Here is a 20,481-nt window from a genome sequence, read left to right on the forward strand (position 1 = left end):
GCGCTGGTCACGGCCGGGATCCGGGATGGCCGTGGGCCGTGGGTGGCGGCGCGGCCCCGGCCGTCACTCGTTGACGGCGCGGGGGCGGTCCTCGTCGGCATACTGGTCGAAGAGCGGGGTGCGGCCGCGGTCCCGGCCCGTGCCGGCCTGTGGGCGCTGTGCCGGGGCCTGCGCCGGGCCCTGGGCCTGCGAGTCCGCGCCCGTGCCCGTGCCGCCCGTGGACGTGCCCGCCGTGCTGGAGCGGGCCGAGCTCCAGGTGTCAGGCGCGTCCAGGTCCACTCCGCGTGCCGTACGGGGGGCGACCGGGGCGCTGACGTACGTGGGGAGCGGAACCGGCACCGGGTCCCAGCCCTCACCCTCCGGCTGCTCCCGTCCCCAGGCGCGCTCCTGGTCGACCCATTCCGCGTGGTCCGTCTGCTCGACGAGCGCACGCCGGTCGGCCGACGGCGCCGCTTCCGGCGCCCCGGCCGGCGCCTGCGCAGCGGAGTGCACGGCGGAGTGGCCTGCCGCGGACGCGGCCGGTGCCCCGTCGCGCCGTGCCGGAGGCACCTGCGCCGGGGCGGGCTCCGCGTCCAGTTCCGGCTCCGGTTCGGGGGCGTGCGACGCAGCGCCGGGGCGGCCCGTACGGCTGCGCCGTGCGCGCAGCTGCTGGGCGGCCTCCTCCGCGCGGCGCCGGTCCATGGTGAACGTGAAGCGGCGGCGCTCCTGTGTACGCAGGTGCACGATGTACGCGCTCAGCAGTGCCGCCGGGGCGGCCGGGGCCCAGAGGAAGGCGAGCCCGCCGACGGCGGCGACGATCGCGCCGAATGTGAAAGCGAGGAAGAGCACCATCGTGGTGCGCCGGCGGCGTGCCAGGACTTTGGCGCGCTTGTTCCGTTCGGCGTTCTTGCGTTCCGCGTTCTTCCGCTCGGCGCTCGCGCGTTCCGCGTCCGTACGATCGGCGTCCGTACGGTTGCCGTTTCCGCGGTCGGCGCCCTGTGCGGTCTCACCTTCGCGGGTAACAGAGTCCTGGTCGTCGTCCGCCGGAACGGGGGCCCGGACCATCGTTTTGGGATCGGCGAAAGCCCGGACGTCGACCGCGTCTTCGGCCGCCGAGTCCGGGGCGCTCCGGTCCACATCGTCATCGTCGGAAACGCCGTCCGGCCCGGAGACGTCCAGGGCGCCGGACTCGGGGTCCTGCGCTTCGCGCCGCTCGGCGTCCTTCGCGTAACGGCGCTCCATCGCCGCCTTTCCGGACAGCAGCCGGATGGCGGTGCTGAAGCGTTCCGTCGGACGCGCCTCGTTCAGCTCGTCCTGCCGACGGAGCCACATCGGCACCAGGTAGGCGGCCCAGGCCCCGACGATGACTGCGTAGATGAGGCCACTGCTGCTCACCCTCATACGGTAGAGGGGATTGCGTCAGCGCATCGACTGAATAGCACGGTGTGTCGCACGATCTTGCTGATAACACGGTCTTTTCTTCGACCCGTGAAGACCGGCGTCGCTATTTGTGCCCAATTGTTGTGCGGCCGGGGGAAGTTCGGTGCGCAATATCGAACATGCATTTTATTTCTGTTGTGCCGGCGGGCTCGCCCGGTGCCACCGTGTCAGCAGCCCTTCGGGAACCTCCTCCGCCGTCAGCGCGAAGACCAGATGGTCGCGCCAGGCGCCGTCGATGTGCAGATAACGCGGCCGCACCCCTTCTTCGCGGAATCCGAGTTTCTCCACCACCCGCCGGCTCGGGGCGTTTTCCGGTCGGATGCACACCTCGATACGGTGCAGCCCCACCGTACGGAAGCAGTGGTCCGTGGCGAGCGCCACCGCCGTCGGCATCACGCCGCGGCCGGCGGCGGCGCGGTCGATCCAGTAGCCGACATGGCCCGAGCACATCGAGCCCCACGTGATGCCCGCGACAGTCAGCTGTCCGACGAGCCGCCCCTCGTACTCGACGACGAACGGCAGCATCCGGCCCGCCTGCGCCTCCGAGCGGAGGTGCCGCACCATCTGCCGGTACGTGGGGCGGCGCGGCGGGTACTGGCCGGGCAGCGCGGGCGGGATGGTCGCCTCCCAGGGGCGCAGCCAGTCCCGGTTGCGCTGGTTCACCTCGCGCCAGGCGCGCTGGTCGCGCAGCCTTATGGGACGGAGGGCAGTGGCGCCGTCCGTCAGCACAACCGGCCATGGCGCGTTCAGTTGGTGTCGTCCCCTCTCGGGTGGTCGCCGCCGCGTACCTGGTCGACGGCGTGTACCAGCAGCCGGCCGAGGACGGCCAGTCCGTCCCGTACTCCGCCGGAGGAACCGGGCAGGTTCACGATCAGTGTGCGTCCGGAGACCCCCGCCGTGCCACGGGAGAGGGCCGCCGTGGGGACCTTGGCGAGTCCTTCGGCGCGGATGGCCTCCGGGATGCCGGGGATCTCGTAGTCGAGGACGCGGCGGGTCATCTCCGGCGTACGGTCCGTGGGCGAGATGCCCGTGCCGCCCGTCGTCAGCACCACGTCGTAGCCCGCCGCCGACGCCTCCCGCAGGGCGGCCTCCACGGGTTCGCCGTCGGGCACCACGCGCGGGCCGTCGACGGCGAAGCCGAGCGCGGTCAGCGCCTCGGTGATCAGAGGGCCGCCGGTGTCCGCGTAGACGCCTGCGGCGGCGCGGTTCGACGCGGTGACGGCCAGCGCGCGGTACGGGGCGGATGCGCGGCCGGGTTCCTGTGCGGCGCTCACCGCGTCTCCCTCCGCGGAGGGCTGTCGGTTCGCTGAGGCTGCTCCGTATGCACAGGCGGCTCCGTATGTTCAGGCTGCTCCCGGTGCGCAGCGTGCTCCGTGTGCTCAGGCTGCTCCGGGCGGACCCAGTCGCCGGAAGCGCCGCCGGTCTTCTCCACCACCCGTACGTCGGTGATGACCGCCGCCTTGTCGACGGCCTTGACCATGTCGATCACGGTCAGCGCGGCGACGGTGACCGCCGTCAGGGCCTCCATTTCGACGCCCGTACGGTCCGTGGTGCGCACGGTGGCGGCGAGTTCCACCGCGTCGTCGGCGACGGACACGTCCAACTGCACACCGGACAGCGCCAGCGGGTGGCACAGGGGGATCAGTTCGGGGGTCTTCTTCGCGCCCATGATGCCGGCGATACGGGCGCTGGCCAGGGCGTCGCCCTTCGGCATCCCCTCGCCGCGCAGGAGCTCGACCACGCGGGGGGAGACGAGCACGCGGCCCGCCGCGCGCGCGGTGCGCGCGGTGACGTTCTTGGCCGAGACGTCGACCATGCGGGCCGCGCCCGCCTCGTCAACATGGGTGAGGTGGTGCTGCTCGGCGCTGCTCATCGTTCTCCCGGTCCGGTCTCTGTGCGGAGACACGGTACCGTTCGCGCGCCGCGCGCGGGAGCGCGGCCGCGGGCACGCACCGGGCCGCCCGCGCCGCAGAGCGGCCACCGGACCGCCCACCGACGCGCGGTCAGTCGAGGCGGATCACCTCGAGCTCCTCCCCCGGTGCCGCTTCCTCCCGGTCCTCCGGGATCACGATCAGCGCGTCCGCCTGCGCGAGCGAGGCGATGAGGTGGGAGCCCGCGCCGCCGACCGCGCGGACCGTACCCGCCTTCTCGCCGGGCGGCGGCGGATCGTACGCGCCGCGCAGGAACTGCCGCTTGCCGGCGGGCGAGTGCAGCACGGTGTCGCCCGTGAGCACGGCGGGCACCGTCGGACGGCGTACGGGTTCGCGGCCCATCAGCGCGCGGATCGCCGGGCGGACGAACAGCTCGAAGGAGACGTACGAGCTGACCGGGTTGCCGGGAAGGGCGAGCAGCGGAGTGCGTTCCGTGCCGACGAGACCGAAGCCCTGCGGCTTCCCGGGCTGCATCGCCAGCCGGCGGAACTCGACGCTGCCGTCCGCGCCGTCGACGCCGCTGAGCGCCTCCTTCACCACGTCGTACGCGCCGACGCTCACGCCGCCGCTCGTGACGACGATGTCGGCGCGGATCAGCTGGTCCTCGATGGTCGCGCGGAGCGTGTCGGGATCGTCGGCGACGGCGCCGACGCGGTACGCGATGGCGCCCGCCGCGCGCGCGGCGGCGGTCAGCACGAAGCTGTTGGAGTCGTGGATCTGGCCGTGCTCCAACGGCTCGCCCGGCTGCACGAGTTCGCTGCCCGTGGAGACGACGACCACCCTCGGGTGCGGCCGTACGGTGACCTTGCCGAGGCCGATCGCCGCCAGCAGGCCGAGCTGCGGCGGGCCGAGGACCGTGCCCGCAGGGAGGGCGACGGTGCCCGCACGGACGTCGCTGCCGCGCTCCCGTACGTACTGCCCCTGTGTGACCGGACGGTGGACGCGGACCTCTCCGGTGGCGCCGCCGGGGTCAGCCGTCCGCGCGGTCATCGCGTCGGCGGGGCCGCCGCCGGTGCCTCCGTCAGTCCACTCGACGGGGACGACGGCTTCGGCTCCGGGCGGCAGCGGAGCGCCAGTCATGATCCGGGCTGCCTGCCCGGGACCGACGGCCGGCAGGTCGGCGCTGCCCGCCGCGACGTCACCGAGGACGGTGAGCACCGCGGGGAACTCCCGTGTGGAGCCCTCGACATCGGCCGTACGCACGGCGTAGCCGTCCATGGAACTGTTGTCGAAGGGCGGGAGCGAGGCGGGCACCGTGATCTCGTCGACGAGCACACAGCCCTGTGCGTCCAGCAGTTGAAGCTCGATCGGCTCCAGCGGACGGACGCCGCGGAGGATGTCCTCCAGGTGCTCGTCGACCGACCAGGTCTCGCTCAATTCCCTACATCTCCTTGCTCACATACTCACGCAGCCACTCCCGGAAGTCCGGGCCCAGGTCCTCACGTTCGCATGCCAGCCGGACAATGGCGCGCAGATAGTCGCCCCGGTCCCCGGTGTCGTAGCGCCGTCCGCGGAAAACGACACCGTGCACAGGGCCGCCGAGGGAGGGGTCGGAGGCGAGTGCCTGGAGGGCGTCCGTGAGCTGGATCTCGCCGCCGCGGCCCGGTGTGGTCTTGCGCAGCACCTCGAAGACGGCGGGGTCGAGGACGTAGCGGCCGATGATCGCGAGGTTGCTGGGCGCCTCCGCCGCGGTGGGCTTCTCGACCAGGTCGGCGACGTTCACGACGTCGTCGTCCCCGGTGGGCGACGCGGCGGCGCAGCCGTACAGGTGGATGGTCTCCGGATCGACCTCCATCAGCGCGATGACGCTGCCGCCGTACTCCTCCTGCACGGCAGTCATCCGGGCCAGCAGCGGGTCGCGCGGGTCGATCAGGTCGTCGCCGAGGAGCACGGCGAACGGCTGGTCGCCCACGTGCGGCTCCGCGCACAGCACGGCGTGGCCGAGGCCGCGCGGGTCGCCCTGGCGCACGTAGTGCATCGTGGCCAGGTCGCTGGACTCCTGGACGCGGGTCAGCTTGGCGGCGTCGCCCTTGGTGCGCAGGACCTCTTCGAGCTCGTAGTTGCGGTCGAAGTGGTCTTCCAGGGGGCGCTTGTTGCGGCCTGTGATCATGAGGACGTCGGAGAGGCCGGCGGTCACGGCCTCCTCGACCACGTACTGGATCGCGGGCTTGTCGACGACCGGGAGCATCTCCTTCGGCGTCGCCTTGGTGGCGGGCAGAAAGCGGGTGCCGAGACCCGCTGCCGGGATGACAGCCTTGCTGATCCTGTTACGTGAACTAGTCATGTTGAGCACCATAACGTGTGCGTATGTGGGGAAGATGAGGGTCCTGCGGCATGAGTGATGTTGAGCCTGGTAAGCGCGAGTTGCGCCGGCAGATCCTGGCGGCGCGAGCACGGCTGTCCCAGGAGGACGCGGAAAAAGCACCGTTGGTTCTCTCCGAACGCGCACGGGAACTGCCGGAACTCGCACGGGCACGCACAGTCGCCGCGTACGTCTCCGTCGGACGCGAACCCGGCACCCGCCCGCTGCTCGACGCGCTGCGCGAAGCGGGCGTACGGGTGCTGCTGCCCGTACTGCTCCCGGACGACGACCTCGCCTGGGGCGTGTACGGCGGCGCGGACGCGCTCATGCCCGCCGCGCGCGGGCGGGGGCTGCTCGAGCCCGCGGAGCCGCACCTGACGCCGTCCGCGGTGACGGAAGCGGACGCGGTGCTGCTGCCGGGGCTCGCGGTGGACGCCTCCGGGATGAGGCTGGGGCGCGGCGGGGGCTCGTACGACCGGGTGCTGGCCCGGCTGGCCGCGGCGGGGGCGGCGCCGCCGCTGGTGGTGCTGCTGTACGACGGAGAGGTGCTGCCGCGGGTGCCCGCGGAGCCGCACGACCGGCCGGTGACGGCGGCGGTCACGCCGTCGGGCGTGCACCGCTTCGGGCGGCGGGCGGAGCGTCCGTAGGGAGGCGGACGCAGAAGCCGTAGGGATGCGCGCGGAGCATCCGTAGGGCTGCCGCGTGGCGCAGCCGTAGGGAGGCGCCCTACGTGACACCCGTCCGCGGACCGCGGACGCCTCACCCCGGAGCTGTCCACCCGAGGGAGCCACCCCTACGGCGTCAGCGCCATCTTGTCGTCCGTCTCCTTCTCCACGGCCCCTTCGGTGAACGCCCACGGCAGCTGCTCGCCGTTCGCCCACTTGTCCGTCTGGTCCACGTAGTTGGGGTGGTACGCGTGCCCTGAGGCGCCTGTGAGGTTGATCCAGCGGGACTCGTCGAAGTCGGCGAGGTTGACCACCATCCGCATCGACGGCACCCAGATGACGTCGTAGCCGCCGGCAGCGTTCCATCCGGTGGCGTTCACGGCGGCCTCTCCGCCGCCCAGGTCCCAGGGGCCGCGGTTGAGGAGCCACTGCACGAAGCCGGGCCCGTCGGTGCCGAGGGTCTGGTTCTTGAGCATCAGACGGTGCAGCCGTCCCCAGGTCCAGGTGTCGATGTCCTTGCCGAGCTTGGACGTCAGCTCCCAGCGGGCGTCCTTCATCGCGTGCGCGAGCAGCTCGTCGCGGTTCCTGTCGCCCCGGTCGAGCCTGTTCCCGGTGGTCTTCCACCAGTGGCTTTCCGGCTCCTTCAGCAGCTTGCGTACGACCTCGAACCAGCGGTCGCCGCCGTCCGGCTGCGCCGCGTCCGCGTGACGCTTGCCGCATTCGCGCACGAGCTCCGAGTCGCCGTCCAGGTCCTCCAGCGGCGCCGACTCGTCGGCGGGAGGCACCCGCAGGCACTCCCCTTCGACGCGCAGCTCCTTGGGGAGCTTGTTGCCGAACGCGAGCTGCAGGAGGTTGCGCCAGACGGCGTTGAAGTACGCGGCGGCGGCCGAGTCCGAGTCCTGGGTGAAGTCCCAGCCGCGGAGCAGCTCCTGGGCCTCGCGCACGTAGCCGTCCTGGATGTCGATCTCCAGCAGGTACGGCACCAGCAGCTTGGCGATCTCGCTGCTGTTGTCCATCTGCATGTCCTGCATGTCCTGCGTGGAGATCTTCCCGCCGTCCTCGGTCTTCTTCTGGATGAGGTCGTTGATGCGCTGACTGCGGGCGCCGTAACCGGAGTCGTGCGTCAGCAGGTAGGGGTATTTGTCCGAATCGGTCACCGCCTGGTTGGCGGTGACGATGTAGCCGCGCGCGGGGTTGTACTCCCAGGGGAGCGCGGACTGCGGGATGTAGCCCTTCCAGCGGTAGTCGGGGTCCCAGCCGGGCGCCGGATAGCGGCCCTCGCCCTTGCCCCGTACGGGGATGCTGCCGGGCGCCTGGTAGCCGATGTTGCCCTCGGTGTCGGCGTAGATCAGGTTCTGCGAGGGGACGGCGAAGTCGCGGGCGGCCGCGCGGAACTCCTTGAAGTCGGTGGCGGCGTTGAGCTTGAAGACCGAGTTCATGGTCTTGGAGGGGGTCAGCGCGGTCCATCTGAGGGACACGGCGTAGCCGTCGCCGCGATCCGGCGCGGAGAGGCCGACGGGCGCCTCCTCTCCGACCTTGGCGGCCTCGTCGTCGCGGTCGGAGATGATCGGCCCGTTGTTGGTCTCGCGGACGGTGATCTCCCGGCTCTCGCCCCCGGCGACCTTGATGACCTCCTTGCGGGTCTTGAACGGCACCTGCTTGCCGTCGTACAGGTACTCGCCGTCCTCGATCTTCTGCAGATAGAGATCGGTCACGTCCGCGCCGAGATTGGTCATGCCCCAGGAGATGTCCTGGTTGTGGCCGATGACGACGCCGGGCATCCCGGCGAAGGTGAATCCGGACACGTCGAACGGGCAGCTCGCGTCGACGGTCGTGCAGTGGAGGCCCATCTGGTACCAGACGGAGGGCAATTGGGGCGCCAGGTGCGGGTCGTTGGCCAGGAGGGGCTTGCCGGTCGTCGTGTACTTCCCGGAGACGACCCACGAGTTGGAGCCGATGCCACTGCCGTTCGGGCCGAGCATGCCCGGCACGTCGTCCAGCGCCTTGGCGGTCGAGCCGAGCTGCGTACGGGCGCCCTCCACGGCGTCCTGCGCGCCGGGGACGACACCCGACTCGGTGCCCGTACCCGTACCGGTGCCCGTGTCCGTACCGGTGCCCGTGTCTGTACCCGTACCCGGCGCGGTGCCGGGAGAGGGGCCGCTGCCCTGCGGCTCGTAGTCGTCGGTGGTCTCGTCGACCGAACCGCCCTCGACGATGGGCTTGTTGCGCGCCGTCGGGTACTCCGGGTACAGGTCCTCGATCTGGTCCTTCTTGAGGCGGCTGGTCATCAGCGCGCGATCGATCTCGTCCTGCATGTTCCCGCGCAGGTCCCAGGCCATCGCCTTGAGCCAGGCGACGGAGTCGACGGGGTCCCAGCGCTCCGGGCTGTAGTCGTGCTTGAGGTCGAGCGCGGCGTACTCGACGGAGGCGGCGGAGCCCTTGTGGTCGGCCAGATAGGCGTTCACGCCGTCCGCGTACGCCTGCAGGTACTCCTTGGTCTTCGCGGGGAGCTGCTCGTACTCCCGCTCGGCCACCTTGCGCCACCCCAGGGTGCGCAGAAACGCGTCTGTCTTCACCTGGCTCTCGCCGAACATCTCCGACAGCCGCCCGGACGTCGTATGGCGCCGGACGTCCATCTCCCAGAAGCGGTCCTGCGCCTGCACGAACCCCTGTGCGAGGAACAGGTCGTGGGGGTTGTCGGCGTACAGCTGCGGGATGCCGTTCCCGTCGCGCTTGACCGTGACCGGATCGGTCAGGTCCTTGATCTTCAGCGAACCCGTCGTCTGCGGAAAGGACTCGCGGACGGTGACGATGCTCCAGTACGTGCCGAAGGCGAGGCCCCCCACGAGCAGCAACACGACTGCGATAACGATCAGACGGGCGCGTCGCGAGGTCTTCTTGGCGGGCATCGCTGTCCTTCGAGGGGCACGGTGGTCCTGGGCAGTGCTGGAGCAACCATAGGCCGAACCGGTGAGCTGCCCGACAGGGACTCAAGGGAGTTGGGCACAGCATGGGTGCGGGTGCGTCACCGCGGCTCCCGGCGGGTCCAAGATTCAAGCGATGGTAAATTGTTAGCCATGCGAACGAACTAGCGGGAGGAGCGGCCCCTGAGTATCGACCACCTCAATCAGCTCATGCTGATCAGTGCCGTCGTCCTGCTTGTCGCAATGGGCGCCATCCGGCTCTCGGCACGGACCGGCCTCCCCAGCCTCCTCATCTACCTCGGAATCGGCGTCGCCATAGGACAGGACGGCTTCGGCCTCGCCTTCGACGACGCCGAACTCACCCAGGTCCTCGGCTACGCCGCGCTCGTCGTGATCCTCGCCGAGGGCGGACTCGGCACGAAGTGGCGGGACATCCGCCCGGCCGTGCCGGCCGCCGCCGCGCTCGCCACCGTCGGCGTCGGCGTGAGCGTCGCAGTCGTCGCGTGCGCCGCCCACTTCATGATCGGACTGGAGTGGCAGACGGCGCTCATCATGGGCGCGGTCGTCTCCTCGACGGACGCGGCGGCGGTGTTCTCCGTACTGCGCAGGGTCCCGCTGCCGCAGCGGCTGACGGGCACGCTGGAAGCGGAGTCCGGATTCAACGACGCACCGGTGGTCATTCTCGTCGTCGCATTCTCGGAGATCGGCCACAGCTCTCCCGTCTGGTACGTGCTCGTGGGCGAGATCCTGCTTCAGCTGGCGATCGGCCTGGTGATCGGTCTGCTCGTCGGCAAACTCGGCGCGTACGCCCTGCCGCGGGTGGCGCTGCCCGCCTCCGGGCTCTACCCGATCGCGGTGCTGTCCCTGTGCGTACTGGCGTACGCGGGCGGCGCGTCGGCGCAAGGCAGCGGCTTCCTCGCGGTGTACGTCGCCGCGCTGCTCCTCGGCAACGCGAAACTGCCGCACAGGCCCGCCGTACGCGGCTTTGCCGACGGACTCGCGTGGCTTGCGCAGATCGGCCTCTTCGTGCTGCTCGGCCTGCTGGTGACACCGCACGACCTGGCGGACGACATCGGCCCGGCACTCGTCATCGGGCTGGCGCTGACACTGGTGGCGCGACCGCTGTCGGTGGTGCTCAGCCTTCTGCCGTTCCGCCCGCCGTGGCAGGAGCAGGCACTGCTGTCCTGGGCGGGACTGCGCGGCGCGGTGCCCATCGTGCTGGCCACCATCCCGATGGTGACCGGAGTGCGGGGCAGCGAACGGATCTTCAACATCATCTTCGTACTGGTCGTGGTCTTCACCCTCGTCCAGGGCCCGACACTGCCCTGGCTCGCCCGTACGCTCCGGCTGGGCGACACCGGCGATCCACAGGATGTGGACATCGAATCGGCTCCACTGGAGCGGCTGCGCGGCCACCTGATGTCGGTGGCCATCCCGGAGGGGTCGCGGATGCACGGAGTGGAGATCACCGAGCTGCGGCTACCGCCGGGCGCGGCGGTCACCCTGGTCGTACGGGACGGCACGAGCTTCGTGCCGCTGCCGACGACGATGCTCAAGCGCGGCGACGAGCTGCTGGTGGTGGCGACGGACGCGGTGCAGGACGCGGTCGAACGGCGGCTGCTGGCGGTAGGCCGCGGCGGGAAGCTGGCGGGTTGGCTGGGCACGGGCGGCAGCACGGCGGCGCCGCGGTGAGGGCCGCGGGTAGGGCCACGGTGAGAGGGCCGGGCGGGAGAGCGGTCCGCCGCCGGCTCCGGGAGCGGGATGACCCAGACTGTGATCCACGCCCGGTGGACTATGCAGCGGAAATACTGCACGATAGAGCGTCGTTAGCACTCCACAGGGAAGAGTGCCAGGAGGAAGAAGTGCCGACCTACCAGTACCAGTGCACCGAGTGCGGCGATGGCCTCGAGGTGGTGCAGAAGTTCACCGATGACTCGCTCACGGAGTGCCCGAACTGCGAGGGCCGTCTGAAGAAGGTGTTCTCTGCGGTCGGCATCGTCTTCAAGGGCTCCGGGTTCTACCGGAACGACAGCCGCAGCACCGCGTCGAGCAGCTCGTCCGGGAGCTCGTCCTCCGGGTCGTCGTCGGATTCGTCGTCCAACGGGTCGTCGCCCTCGTCCTCGGACTCGTCGTCGAACGGCTCCTCGCCGTCGGGCTCGTCCGGATCGGGCTCGGGCTCGGACTCGGGCTCGGGAGCGTCCTCTTCGTCCTCGGACAAGAGCGGCAGCAAGAGCACGACCAGCACATCCGCGGCCTGACGGAACACGCTCGAACACGCCACCGTAGGGTGAGCGCATGAGTGAACAGGCAGAGATCGGCGTCATCGGCGGTTCCGGCTTCTACTCGTTTCTCGACGACGTGACCGAGATCACAGTCGAGACACCGTACGGACCGCCCAGCGACTCGCTCTTCCTCGGTGAACTCGGCGGCAGAAAGGTCGCGTTCCTGCCCCGGCACGGACGCAAGCACCATCTGCCGCCGCACCGGATCAACTACCGCGCCAACCTCTGGGCGCTGCGCGCGACCGGCGTACGCCAGGTGCTCGCGCCGTGCGCGGTCGGCGGGCTGCAGCCGGAGTACGGGCCCGGCACCCTGCTCGTTCCGGACCAGCTGGTGGACCGCACCAAGGCGCGCGTCCAGACGTACTTCGACGGTGAGCCGCTGCCCGATGGCTCACAGCCCAACGTGGTGCACGTGTCGTTCGCCGACCCGTACTGCCAGTCGGGGCGGGACGCGGCGCTGACGGCGGCACGCGGCCGCGGCTGGGAACCGGTGGACGGCGGCACGCTGTGCGTCGTCGAGGGCCCTCGCTTCTCCACTCGCGCGGAATCGCGCTGGCACGCGGCGCAGGGCTGGTCGGTGGTCGGCATGACAGGCCATCCGGAAGCGATCCTCGCCCGTGAACTCGGCCTCTGCTACGCCACGTTGGCCCTGGTGACCGACCTGGACGCGGGCGCGGAGACGGGTGACGGCGTCTCACACGAAGAGGTGCTGAAGGTGTTCGGGGAGAACGTGGGGCGGCTGCGGGACGTGCTCTTCGACGCGGTGACGGGGCTGCCGGCCGAGCGGCGCTGCGGGTGCGCCGACTCGCTGGACGGATTCGATCCTGGGATCCGGCTGCCCTGACACTGGCCTCCGCCCGGGGCGGGGTCCTGGCGGTGGGGCCGGAGGGGCGCAGGGGCCTGACGGGGCGCTAGTTACCTCTGTGGGTGACCGAGTTTTCCACAACCGCTGAGTAGTCCACAGGCTGGAGCGGGATCCGGCGAAACCGTGCACGGTGGGGTCTGATGTCCAAGTCCCCTCAATGCAGGCGGTGTTCGTCATGCCCCGAATCTCTCGTTCCACATCCGGTCCCACATCCGGTCCCACCTCGAGTTCCAGGCCCGGCCGCGGACGCCCCACCGGCGGCGCGGTGCCGGAGTTCGGGCCGATCCGCGCGGGCCGCGGGCGCGGCGACGGCCGGCACCGGCTGCGCCGGGCCGTCCGACGACGACGGCGGACCCTGGCGGCCGGACTCGCGGTGGCGGCCGCGGCGCTCGCGGCGACCGCGACACAGGGCCGCGACGCCCGTACGGAGCCGACGACGGGCCCGACCGCCGGGCCGGACGCACACGCGCCACCGGGCCCAGCCCCGGCCCGCGAGGCGGGCGCCCGGGCAGGACAGGACCGTACGGGCGGCCGGCACGGCCCCTCGGGCGGCGGGAGGGTGTCGGCGCCGGTCCGTATCGCGGACGCGGCGACCGTACGGCTGCTGCGCCCCGGCGACCGCGTGGACGTGATCGCGAGCCCGCCGGACTCGGGCCCGGCCCGGGTGGTGGCGCGCGGTGCCCGCGTCGAAGCGGTCCCCGAGGCCGGCGCGCACGGGAGTGAGGGGGCGCTCGTCGTGCTCGCGGTCGCCCGTGAAACCGCCGTCAAGCTGGCCGGTGCGACCGTGAGCTCCCGTCTGGCGGTGACGCTGTGCTGATTCGCCGGATTCGGGATTGGACATTCCTGTCAAAGATCGTGCACGGTATTCGCCGTTCCGTTTCCCGTGGGCTGCAGTGGTACGAGAAGAGGCATTCCGTTGAGCGACGACAAGCCGGGGCTCCTGTCAGGGTTCAGAGACTTCCTGATGCGGGGCAATGTCGTGGAGCTGGCCGTTGCCGTTGTGGTCGGTACTGCCTTCAGCAAGATCGTCGACGCCGTCGTGAAGGGGTTCATCAACCCCATGGTCGGAGCGATCGGCACCAAGAACCTGGAAGACTACCGCTCGTGTCTGCGCGGTCCGTGCGAGGTGGACCCGGCCACCGGGGAGATCGTCAGCGGTGTCCCGATCAGCTGGGGCACGGTGCTGAGCGCGTCGCTGACCTTCCTGATCACGGCGGCGGTCGTGTACTTCCTCATGATCCTGCCGATGAACAAGTACAAGGAGCGGCAGGCGGCGCGGAACCCGATCGTCGAGACGGAGACCGGACCCACCGAGGTCGAGCTGCTCACGGAGATCCGCGACGCGCTCGTCACGCAGCGGACCGGGGCGCACGACGCGGCGGTCACGCTGGGCGCCCAGCGAGCGGGCGTCGACGGCGGCCCGGACAGCGATGGCGCAGCGCCCGATGGCGGGGTATCCACCCGGAAGTAGCGGCCCAGACCGCAGCGGCGGCGGCTCAGAGGTGGTGCGGCGGCTTCTCGTCCAGGAACCGGGCGAGGTCCGACGCGCCACCGCCGTCGGCTGCGGGCCGCTCGCCCCAGCCGTCCTCGTCGTCCTTCCCCCAGAGCCGCGCCGTGTCCGACGACTCCTGGCTCAACGGGTCGTCGAAGACCAACTGCTCGGATGGCTCGGGGCGGGTACTCATGCCTCAAGGGTACGGGCACCATTGCCCCCATGGACTCGCTGACGGATGTACAGGGCCTGCTGGTCGGACACGCCCAGCGGACCGGGGACGGCTGGCTGACGGGGACCACGGTGGTGCTCGCGCCCGAGGGCGGCGCGGTGGCCGCGGTGGACGTACGGGGCGGCGGCCCGAGCACCCGGGAGACGGACGCGCTGGACCCGCGCAATCTGGTGCAGCGGGTCGAGGCGGTGGTGCTGACCGGTGGCAGCGCCTTCGGGCTGGACGCGGTCTCCGGGGTCGTCTCGTGGCTGGAGGAGCAGGGCCGTGGCTTCCGCCTCGACGAGGACCCGGCGCATGTCGTGCCGGTGGTCCCGGCGGCCTGCCTCTTCGACCTGGGCCGTGGTGGCGACTGGCACGCCCGGCCGGACGCGGCGCTGGGCCGCGAAGCGGCCGGGAACGCGACCACGACGGTGCGCCAGGGCAATGCCGGTGCGGGGACGGGCGCGGTCGCGGGCGGCCTCAAGGGCGGCGTTGGCTCGGCGAGCACGGTGCTGCCCTCCGGGGTGACCGTCGCGGCACTGGCCGCGGTGAACGCCGCGGGTTCGGTGCTGGCCCCGGACACGGGCGCCCTGTACGGCGAGTTCTGGGAACCGGGCCGCCCGGAGTTCCCGGCCCCGGAGCGGCACGCCGAGGCGCAGCGCCGGCTGGGCGAGGCGCGGGAGGAGTCGGCGCGTCGGCTGGCGGCGACCGTCAGGCCGTCGCTGAACACCACGCTCGCGGTCGTGGCGACCGACGCCGACCTGACCAGGGCCCAGGCCCAGAAGCTCGCGGGGACGGCACACGACGGGCTGGCCCGGGCGGTCCGCCCGGCGCATCTACTCAACGACGGGGACAGCGTCTTCACCCTGGCGACGGGCCGCCACCCCGTGGACGGCCCCGCCCTGAACGAACTGCTGGGTGCGGGTGCGGACGTGCTTACCCGCTCCGTCGTACGGGGGGTGCTGGCCGCCGAGAGCGTCGACGGGGACGGCGGGATGTTCCCGTCGTACCGCGAGCTCTACGGCAGACCCTGAGCACCGGTCCCTCAGAGAGCACGGGCCCGCCGCGGGGTGCGGGCGGCCCCTCGCCGGGCACGGGTCCGTCGGGTACGGGTCCGTCACCGCGTACGAGTGCGCCGCGACATGGGGGTACGTCAGGCCGCGACAGCGACCTTTCCGTCCTCCTCGGTCCGCTGCGCCGGTGTTCCCGTGCCCTGTGGCCCGTCCTTGCGCGACCCCTTGAGCACGATGACGAGGGCGGTGCTGAGCGCCGTACCGGCCGCGACGGCCACGAGGTAGAGGAGCGGCTGCCCGATCAGGGGCACGACGAAGACGCCGCCGTGCGGGGCTCGGAGGGTGCTGCCGAAGGCCATCGACAGGGCGCCGGTCACGGCGCCGCCCGCCATCGCGGAGGGGATGACCCGCAGCGGGTCGGCCGCGGCGAAGGGGATGGCGCCCTCGGTGATGAAGGACGCGCCGAGCACCCAGGCCGCCTTGCCGTTCTCCTGCTCGGTCCTGGTGAAGAGGCTGCCGCGTACGGTCGTCGCCAGCGCCATGGCCAGCGGCGGCACCATTCCGGCGGCCATGACGGCGGCCATCACCTTGAGGCTGCCCTGGCTGGGGTCGGCGGACGCGATGCCGCCGGTGGCGAAGGCGTAGGCGACCTTGTTGACCGGGCCGCCGAGGTCGAAGCACATCATGAGGCCGAGCAGACCGCCCAGCAGGACGGCGTTGGTGCCGGACAGGCCGCTGAGCCAGTCGGTCATGGCGTCCTGTGCGGAGGCGATCGGCTTGCCGATCACGACGAACATCAGAGCGCCGACGACAGCGGACGAGATCAGCGGGATGACGACGACCGGCATGACGCCGCGCAAGGGTGCCGGGATGCGCACTCGCTGGATGGCCATCACCACGGCGCCCGCGAGGAGTCCGGCGGCGAGCCCGCCGAGGAAGCCCGCCTCGATGGTGGTCGCGATGGACCCGCCGACGAACCCGGGCACGAGACCTGGCCGGTCAGCCATTCCGTACGCGATGTACCCGGCCAGGACCGGGATCAGGAAGCTGAAGGCGAGCCCGCCGATCTGGTACAGCAGGGCGGCCCAGCTGGCGGATTCGGTCCAGAGGAAGTGGTCGGCGACGGATGGGGCTTCGTTGATCTCGTACCCGCCGATGGCGAAGGCCAGCGCGATGAGCAGGCCGCCGGCCGCGACGAACGGGACCATGTAACTCACGCCGGTCATCAGCCACTTGCGCAGCCGGCTGCCGTAACCCTCGCTGGGCGCCGCGTCGGAGTCCATGGGGGCGGCCGGGGCATGGCCGGTGATGTCGCCGCGGTCCGCCTTGCCGCGGACCTCGGCGACGAGTTCACCGGGCCGGTTGATGGCGGCCTTGACGCCGACGTCGACGGTGGGCTTGCCCGCGAACCGCTCCTTCTCCCGCACCTCGACGTCGTGGGCGAGGATCACGCCGTCGGCGGCGGCGATCACGGCGGGGCTCAGCCGCTCGAAACCGGCCGACCCCTGCGTCTCCACGACGATGGCGGCCCCGGCCTCCTCGGCGGCGCGTTCCAGGGACTCGGCAGCCATATAGGTGTGGGCGATGCCGGTCGGGCAGGAGGTGACGGCGACGATCCGGAACGGCTCCGCCGTGGCGGGCCCCGGTCCGGTTCCGGTGCCGTCCTGCTCACGCGGCTGACCGGCCTCGGGGCGCGGTGCGTCCGCTGGGTGTGCCGGGTCCTCAGCGCGCGGCCGGTCCGTGCCGGGCTCGCCCGGCTGGGCGGGCTCGCGGGGCTCGGCGGGCGTGTCCTCGGGGGTGTTCTCGGGGGTGTTCTCGGGGCTGTCCGACGCGGCGGGCTCGTCGCCGCGTATCAGTGCGGCCGCCGCCGCTGGTTCGGCCGCGGCGCGGAGCGCTTCGGTGAAGCTCGGGTCCATCAGGTGGCGGGCAAGGCCCGACAGGATGCTCAGATGGTCGCTGTCGGCACCGTCGGGTGCGGCGATGAGGAAGATCAGGTCTGCGGGACCGTCCGAGGCGCCGAAGTCGACGGGTTCGGCCGCGCGGCCGAACGCGAGGGTGGGCTCGGTCACATGGCCGCTGCGGCAATGCGGGATGCCGATGCCGCCCTCGAGGCCGGTCGGCATCTGCTCCTCGCGCGCGGCCACGTCGGCGAGGAACCCGTCGAGGTCTGTGACGCGGCCCGCCGCGGCGAGCCGTTCCGCCAGCGCGTGGGTCGCTTCTTCCTTGGTGGAGGCGGACAGGCCGAGAACGACCAGGTCCGCGGTGATCAGCTGGTTCATCGCACGACTCCGTGGGACAGGGGGTGATCGAGGGGCACCTCGGTGGTGACGGTGACCGCTGCGCGGTCCAGATCGGCGGGCGTGGGCATGGCGCTGCCGGGCAGCTGGACAGCCGCCGCGCCGTGGGCGACCGCCGCGGCGAGCGCCTCCGGGCCGCGGCCGCCCGCGGCGAGGAAGCCCGCGAGGGAGGCGTCGCCGGCGCCGACGTCGCTGCGGACGGCGCGTACCGGCGCGCTGCCGAAGTACGTGCCGGCGCCGTCGACCAGGAGCTGGCCGGCCGCGCCGAGGCTGGCGAGGACGGCGCGAGCGCCGTGGCTCCGTACGTCCTCGGCGGCCTTCACCGCGTCGCCGACCGTGGCGAGGGGGCGGCCGACGGCTTCGGCCAGTTCGTCGCGGTTCGGCTTGACGACGTCCGGGCCCTCGCGCAGTGCGGCGGTCAGGGCGGGACCTGATGTGTCCAGGGCGATACGGGCTCCCGCGCGGTGGGAGCGGGCCACCAGTTCCGCGTACCACTCGGGGGTGAGGCCGCGCGGGAGGCTGCCGCAGCAGGCGATCCAGGCCGCGTCGGCCCCGGCGGCCTGCGTGCGGGCGGTCTCCAGCAGCGCCTCCGCCTCACGCCCGGTGACTTCCGGGCCGGGCGCGTTGATCTTGGTGAGGGCGCCGTCGGGCTCGGCGAGGGCGACGTTCACGCGGGTGGAGCCGCGTACGGGGACGCCGGCGACCTCGATGCCGAGTTCGCCGAGCAGCCGGGCCAGCAGCGCGCCCTCCGGGCCGCCCAGCGGCAGCACGGAGATCGTGCGGTGGCCGGCGGCGGCCACGGCGCGCGAGACGTTGACGCCTTTGCCGCCGGGGTCCACGCGGTCCGCGTCGGCGCGGAGCACCGCGTGCCGGTGGAGTTCGGGGATCTCGTACGTGCGGTCCAGGCTGGGGTTGGGGGTGACGGTGAGGATGGTCACGGCGCTCACACCCGCCTGACCTGGGTGCCCTGGCGTTCGATCGCCGAGGCGTCGTCCGGGTCGAGTCCGGTGTCGGTGATCAGCACGTCGACGTCGGCGAGTGAGCCGAAGCGGGCGAAGTGCTCCTGGCCGAACTTGGTGGAGTCGGCGAGGAGTACCACCCTGCGCGCCGCGCCCATGACCGCGCGTTTTACGGCGGCCTCGGCGAGGTCGGGGGTGGTGAGGCCGTTCTCGGCGGAGAAGCCGTTGCTGGCGATGAAGGCGACGTCGGCGTTGATCTCGCCGTAGGTGCGGAGCGCCCAGGCGTCGACGGCGGCGCGGGTGCGGTGCCGGACGCGGCCGCCGACGATGTGCAGGTCGATGCCGGGGTGGTCGGCGAGCCGCGCGGCCAGGGACAGGGCGTGGGTCAGGACAGTGAGCGTGGAGCCGACGGGGAGGGCCGCGGCGAGCCGCCCGGTCGTCGAGCCGGCGTCGAGGAGCACGCTGCCGTCCTGCGGCAGTTCCTCGACGGCGGCCTTCGCGATGCGGTCCTTCTCGTCGGGTGCGGTGGCTTCGCGTTCGCTGAGGTCGGGTTCGAAGTCGAGCCGTCCGGCGGGGATGGCCCCGCCGTGGACCCGGCGCAGCAGTCCGGCGCGGTCGAGGGTCTTCAGGTCGCGCCGCACCGTCTCGGCCGTGACCTCGAACTCGGCAGCGAGTGGCAGCACCTCCACCCGGCCGCTCTCGTGGGCGAGGCGGAGGATCTCCTGCTGTCGCTCAGCTGCATACATGTGGGTTCATGTCCGTTCGATGCCCGTTCTTGTGACCTGCGCGCAAGGGTACGGCCGCACCAAGCCAAAGTAAACACACTCGGGCATTCTCTTCCGGGCTCTTCCCGGGGTTCGGACACAGACGGAAATCAGGCGGAAACGAGCGGACGCCCACCGGGGCAGCTCCCGGGCAGCACTGAGCCCCGATCACCGGGGGGCGGCGATCGGGGCTCAGCTGGTCCGGCGGCCGGTCAGGCCGCCGCGTCGAAGCCCGTGTCCCGGGCCAGCTTCTTCAGTTCCAACAGGGCGTGCTTCTCTATCTGGCGGATCCGCTCACGCGTCAGGCCGTGCTGCTTGCCCACCTCGGTGAGCGTCCGCTCGCGGCCGTCCACCATGCCGTAGCGCGCCTTGATGATGGAGGCCGTGCGCGGGTCGAGCCGTCCGATGAGGTCGTCCAGCTCCTCGCGGCGCAGCACCGTCAGCACGGACTGCTCCGGCGAGGCGGCCGAGGTGTCCTCGAGGAGGTCGCCGAACTGCGTCTCGCCCTCGTCGTCCACGGACATGTTGAGGCTGACCGGGTCGCGTGCCCAGTCGAGCACGTCGGCGATGCGCTCCGGGGTGGAGCCCAACTCCTTGGCGATCTCGGTGTGTTCCGGCTCACGGCCGTGCTCGCGGTTGAACTCGCGCTGCACGCGCCGGATCCGGCCCAGCTCCTCCACGAGGTGGACGGGAAGCCGGATCGTACGGGACTGGTCGGCGATCGACCTGGTGATGGCCTGCCTGATCCACCACGTCGCGTACGTGGAGAACTTGAAGCCCTTCTGGTAGTCGAACTTCTCGACGGCGCGCACCAGGCCGGCGTTGCCTTCCTGGATCAGGTCCAGCAAGGGCAGTCCACTGCGCGGATACCGGCGGGCGACGGCGACGACGAGCCGCAGGTTGGACCGGATGAAGACGTCCTTGGCCCGCTCACCCTGCGCGACTATCGCCTCCAGCTCCTCGCGGCTCGCGGTCGCGCTGGGCGCGTCGCCCGAAGGGCTGGTCTCGGCCCCGTCGAGGATCCGCCGCGCGTACACGCCCGCCTCGATGTCGAGCGACAGCTCGACCTCCTTCGCCGCGTCCAGCAGCGGTGTGCGGGCGATCTCATCGAGATACATGCCGACCAGGTCGCGGTCCGCGACTTCTCCGCCGCCGGTGGCGCGAACACTGCTTGCCGTGTCGGTGGCACCGGTGGTGGCTGCCTGACGACGGGCGACGGCACGGGTTGCCATGCGTGCTCCCTTGCGTGGTCTACTAACTGGTCGGTGGCTTGGATGGGGCCTCTCGAGTGCCCGCATCTGATGGAAACAACGACGGGAATCCGGACAGAATTCCCAGAAGGCACATCCTTTTTTCG

The 20,481-nt window shown here is 71.6% G+C and carries 18 protein-coding genes and 1 pseudogene; 7 read left to right on the top strand and 12 right to left on the bottom strand.

The genetic code is table 11. The annotated features are described in order from the left end of the window. Positions 1 to 63: 63 nt before the first annotated feature. From DVA86_RS23540 to galU, 6 genes and pseudogenes are all read right to left on the bottom strand, one after another. Complete coding sequence (locus tag DVA86_RS23540) at positions 64 to 1,380, bottom strand: gephyrin-like molybdotransferase receptor GlpR (RefSeq protein WP_208881203.1); 1,317 nt, start codon at positions 1,378 to 1,380, stop codon at positions 64 to 66. A gap of 165 nt (positions 1,381 to 1,545) precedes the next feature. Further along, positions 1,546 to 2,169, bottom strand: coding sequence for a GNAT family N-acetyltransferase (locus DVA86_RS23545; RefSeq protein ID WP_208885069.1), 624 nt, complete (start codon positions 2,167 to 2,169; stop codon positions 1,546 to 1,548). Continuing rightward, complete coding sequence (locus DVA86_RS23550; RefSeq protein WP_208881205.1) at positions 2,166 to 2,693, bottom strand: MogA/MoaB family molybdenum cofactor biosynthesis protein; 528 nt, start codon at positions 2,691 to 2,693, stop codon at positions 2,166 to 2,168. Before DVA86_RS23550 ends, DVA86_RS23545 begins: the two co-directional genes overlap by 4 nt. Positions 2,694 to 2,812: 119 nt before the next feature. After that, positions 2,813 to 3,292: pseudogene (moaC, locus tag DVA86_RS23555) on the bottom strand (cyclic pyranopterin monophosphate synthase MoaC); the annotation flags it as partial. Positions 3,293 to 3,422: 130 nt separating this feature from the next. Beyond that, positions 3,423 to 4,727 carry a molybdotransferase-like divisome protein Glp gene (gene glp / locus DVA86_RS23560; RefSeq protein ID WP_208881209.1) on the bottom strand — a complete coding sequence of 435 codons (1,305 nt, stop codon included), beginning with the start codon at positions 4,725 to 4,727 and terminating at the stop codon, positions 3,423 to 3,425. A 4-nt stretch (positions 4,728 to 4,731) separates the two neighbouring features. Further along, positions 4,732 to 5,634 carry a UTP--glucose-1-phosphate uridylyltransferase GalU gene (gene galU, locus DVA86_RS23565; RefSeq protein WP_208881210.1) on the bottom strand — a complete coding sequence of 301 codons (903 nt, stop codon included), beginning with the start codon at positions 5,632 to 5,634 and terminating at the stop codon, positions 4,732 to 4,734. 50 nt (positions 5,635 to 5,684) lie between these two features. On the opposite strand from galU, the gene DVA86_RS23570 reads away from it, so the two are divergent. Further along, entirely contained in the window at positions 5,685 to 6,299 is a 615-nt protein-coding gene (locus tag DVA86_RS23570; RefSeq protein WP_208881212.1) for a 5-formyltetrahydrofolate cyclo-ligase, read from the top strand. 146 nt (positions 6,300 to 6,445) lie between these two features. Here DVA86_RS23570 and DVA86_RS23575 read toward each other — a convergent pair whose 3' ends face one another. Beyond that, the gene (locus tag DVA86_RS23575) at positions 6,446 to 9,226 is read right to left on the bottom strand and encodes a penicillin acylase family protein (protein ID WP_208881214.1); all 2,781 of its coding nucleotides are present in this window, start codon (positions 9,224 to 9,226) and stop codon (positions 6,446 to 6,448) included. 225 nt (positions 9,227 to 9,451) lie between these two features. On the opposite strand from DVA86_RS23575, the gene DVA86_RS23580 reads away from it, so the two are divergent. The 5 genes from DVA86_RS23580 to DVA86_RS23600 all read left to right on the top strand — a co-directional run bounded on the left by DVA86_RS23580 (position 9,452) and on the right by DVA86_RS23600 (position 13,859). Then, positions 9,452 to 10,933 (top strand): potassium/proton antiporter, encoded by a 1,482-nt coding sequence (locus tag DVA86_RS23580; RefSeq protein WP_208881215.1) that lies wholly within the window; start codon positions 9,452 to 9,454, stop codon positions 10,931 to 10,933. Between the two features lie 170 nt (positions 10,934 to 11,103). Then, a complete protein-coding gene (locus tag DVA86_RS23585; RefSeq protein WP_208881217.1) occupies positions 11,104 to 11,499 on the top strand; it encodes an FmdB family zinc ribbon protein in 396 nt (131 codons plus the stop codon). 37 nt (positions 11,500 to 11,536) lie between these two features. After that, positions 11,537 to 12,367: an S-methyl-5'-thioadenosine phosphorylase gene (locus DVA86_RS23590; RefSeq protein ID WP_208881219.1), complete on the top strand. Its 831-nt coding sequence runs from the start codon at positions 11,537 to 11,539 to the stop codon at positions 12,365 to 12,367. Between the two features lie 196 nt (positions 12,368 to 12,563). Further along, a complete protein-coding gene (locus DVA86_RS23595) occupies positions 12,564 to 13,205 on the top strand; it encodes a hypothetical protein (RefSeq protein ID WP_208881221.1) in 642 nt (213 codons plus the stop codon). Between the two features lie 147 nt (positions 13,206 to 13,352). Further along, positions 13,353 to 13,859, top strand: a complete 507-nt coding sequence (locus DVA86_RS23600) for an MscL family protein (RefSeq protein WP_425470997.1) — start codon at positions 13,353 to 13,355, stop codon at positions 13,857 to 13,859. 25 nt (positions 13,860 to 13,884) lie between these two features. On the opposite strand, the gene DVA86_RS23605 is transcribed toward DVA86_RS23600, so the two are convergent. Further along, positions 13,885 to 14,073 (bottom strand): hypothetical protein, encoded by a 189-nt coding sequence (locus tag DVA86_RS23605; protein WP_208881224.1) that lies wholly within the window; start codon positions 14,071 to 14,073, stop codon positions 13,885 to 13,887. On the opposite strand from DVA86_RS23605, the gene DVA86_RS23610 reads away from it, so the two are divergent. Next, on the top strand, positions 14,052 to 15,125 hold the full coding sequence (locus tag DVA86_RS23610) for a P1 family peptidase (protein ID WP_208881226.1): 1,074 nt from the start codon (positions 14,052 to 14,054) through the stop codon (positions 15,123 to 15,125). The genes DVA86_RS23605 and DVA86_RS23610 overlap by 22 nt on opposite strands. 119 nt (positions 15,126 to 15,244) lie before the next feature. On the opposite strand, the gene DVA86_RS23615 is transcribed toward DVA86_RS23610, so the two are convergent. The 4 genes from DVA86_RS23615 to DVA86_RS23630 all read right to left on the bottom strand — a co-directional run bounded on the left by DVA86_RS23615 (position 15,245) and on the right by DVA86_RS23630 (position 20,356). After that, positions 15,245 to 17,383 carry a fructose-specific PTS transporter subunit EIIC gene (locus DVA86_RS23615; protein ID WP_208881228.1) on the bottom strand — a complete coding sequence of 713 codons (2,139 nt, stop codon included), beginning with the start codon at positions 17,381 to 17,383 and terminating at the stop codon, positions 15,245 to 15,247. Further along, positions 17,380 to 18,348 (bottom strand): 1-phosphofructokinase, encoded by a 969-nt coding sequence (gene pfkB / locus DVA86_RS23620; RefSeq protein ID WP_245997039.1) that lies wholly within the window; start codon positions 18,346 to 18,348, stop codon positions 17,380 to 17,382. Before pfkB ends, DVA86_RS23615 begins: the two co-directional genes overlap by 4 nt. After that, complete coding sequence (locus tag DVA86_RS23625) at positions 18,345 to 19,106, bottom strand: DeoR/GlpR family DNA-binding transcription regulator (protein WP_208881229.1); 762 nt, start codon at positions 19,104 to 19,106, stop codon at positions 18,345 to 18,347. The genes pfkB and DVA86_RS23625 overlap by 4 nt, the downstream gene beginning before the upstream one ends. 230 nt (positions 19,107 to 19,336) lie before the next feature. Next, the gene (locus DVA86_RS23630) at positions 19,337 to 20,356 is read right to left on the bottom strand and encodes a sigma-70 family RNA polymerase sigma factor (protein WP_208881230.1); all 1,020 of its coding nucleotides are present in this window, start codon (positions 20,354 to 20,356) and stop codon (positions 19,337 to 19,339) included. Positions 20,357 to 20,481 lie beyond the last annotated feature (125 nt).

The organism is Streptomyces armeniacus (genome assembly GCF_003355155.1).
In the GTDB taxonomy this organism is placed as follows: Bacteria; Actinomycetota; Actinomycetes; order Streptomycetales; family Streptomycetaceae; genus Streptomyces; species Streptomyces armeniacus.

Excerpts from the sequence above, each read along its gene's own strand:
- DVA86_RS23540 (WP_208881203.1), bottom strand. The coding sequence starts at position 1,380 with ATGAGGGTGAGCAGCAGTGGCCTCATCTACGCAGTCATCGTCGGGGCC.
- DVA86_RS23630 (WP_208881230.1), bottom strand. The coding sequence starts at position 20,356 with ATGGCAACCCGTGCCGTCGCCCGTCGTCAGGCAGCCACCACCGGTGCC.
- DVA86_RS23600 (WP_425470997.1), top strand. The coding sequence starts at position 13,353 with ATGCGGGGCAATGTCGTGGAGCTGGCCGTTGCCGTTGTGGTCGGTACT.
- DVA86_RS23610 (WP_208881226.1), top strand. The coding sequence starts at position 14,052 with ATGGCTCGGGGCGGGTACTCATGCCTCAAGGGTACGGGCACCATTGCC.
- DVA86_RS23595 (WP_208881221.1), top strand. The coding sequence starts at position 12,564 with ATGCCCCGAATCTCTCGTTCCACATCCGGTCCCACATCCGGTCCCACC.
- DVA86_RS23580 (WP_208881215.1), top strand. The coding sequence starts at position 9,452 with ATGCTGATCAGTGCCGTCGTCCTGCTTGTCGCAATGGGCGCCATCCGG.
- DVA86_RS23605 (WP_208881224.1), bottom strand. The coding sequence starts at position 14,073 with ATGAGTACCCGCCCCGAGCCATCCGAGCAGTTGGTCTTCGACGACCCG.
- DVA86_RS23570 (WP_208881212.1), top strand. The coding sequence starts at position 5,685 with ATGAGTGATGTTGAGCCTGGTAAGCGCGAGTTGCGCCGGCAGATCCTG.
- DVA86_RS23575 (WP_208881214.1), bottom strand. The coding sequence starts at position 9,226 with ATGCCCGCCAAGAAGACCTCGCGACGCGCCCGTCTGATCGTTATCGCA.
- DVA86_RS23615 (WP_208881228.1), bottom strand. The coding sequence starts at position 17,383 with ATGAACCAGCTGATCACCGCGGACCTGGTCGTTCTCGGCCTGTCCGCC.
- DVA86_RS23625 (WP_208881229.1), bottom strand. The coding sequence starts at position 19,106 with ATGTATGCAGCTGAGCGACAGCAGGAGATCCTCCGCCTCGCCCACGAG.
- DVA86_RS23590 (WP_208881219.1), top strand. The coding sequence starts at position 11,537 with ATGAGTGAACAGGCAGAGATCGGCGTCATCGGCGGTTCCGGCTTCTAC.
- galU (WP_208881210.1), bottom strand. The coding sequence starts at position 5,634 with ATGACTAGTTCACGTAACAGGATCAGCAAGGCTGTCATCCCGGCAGCG.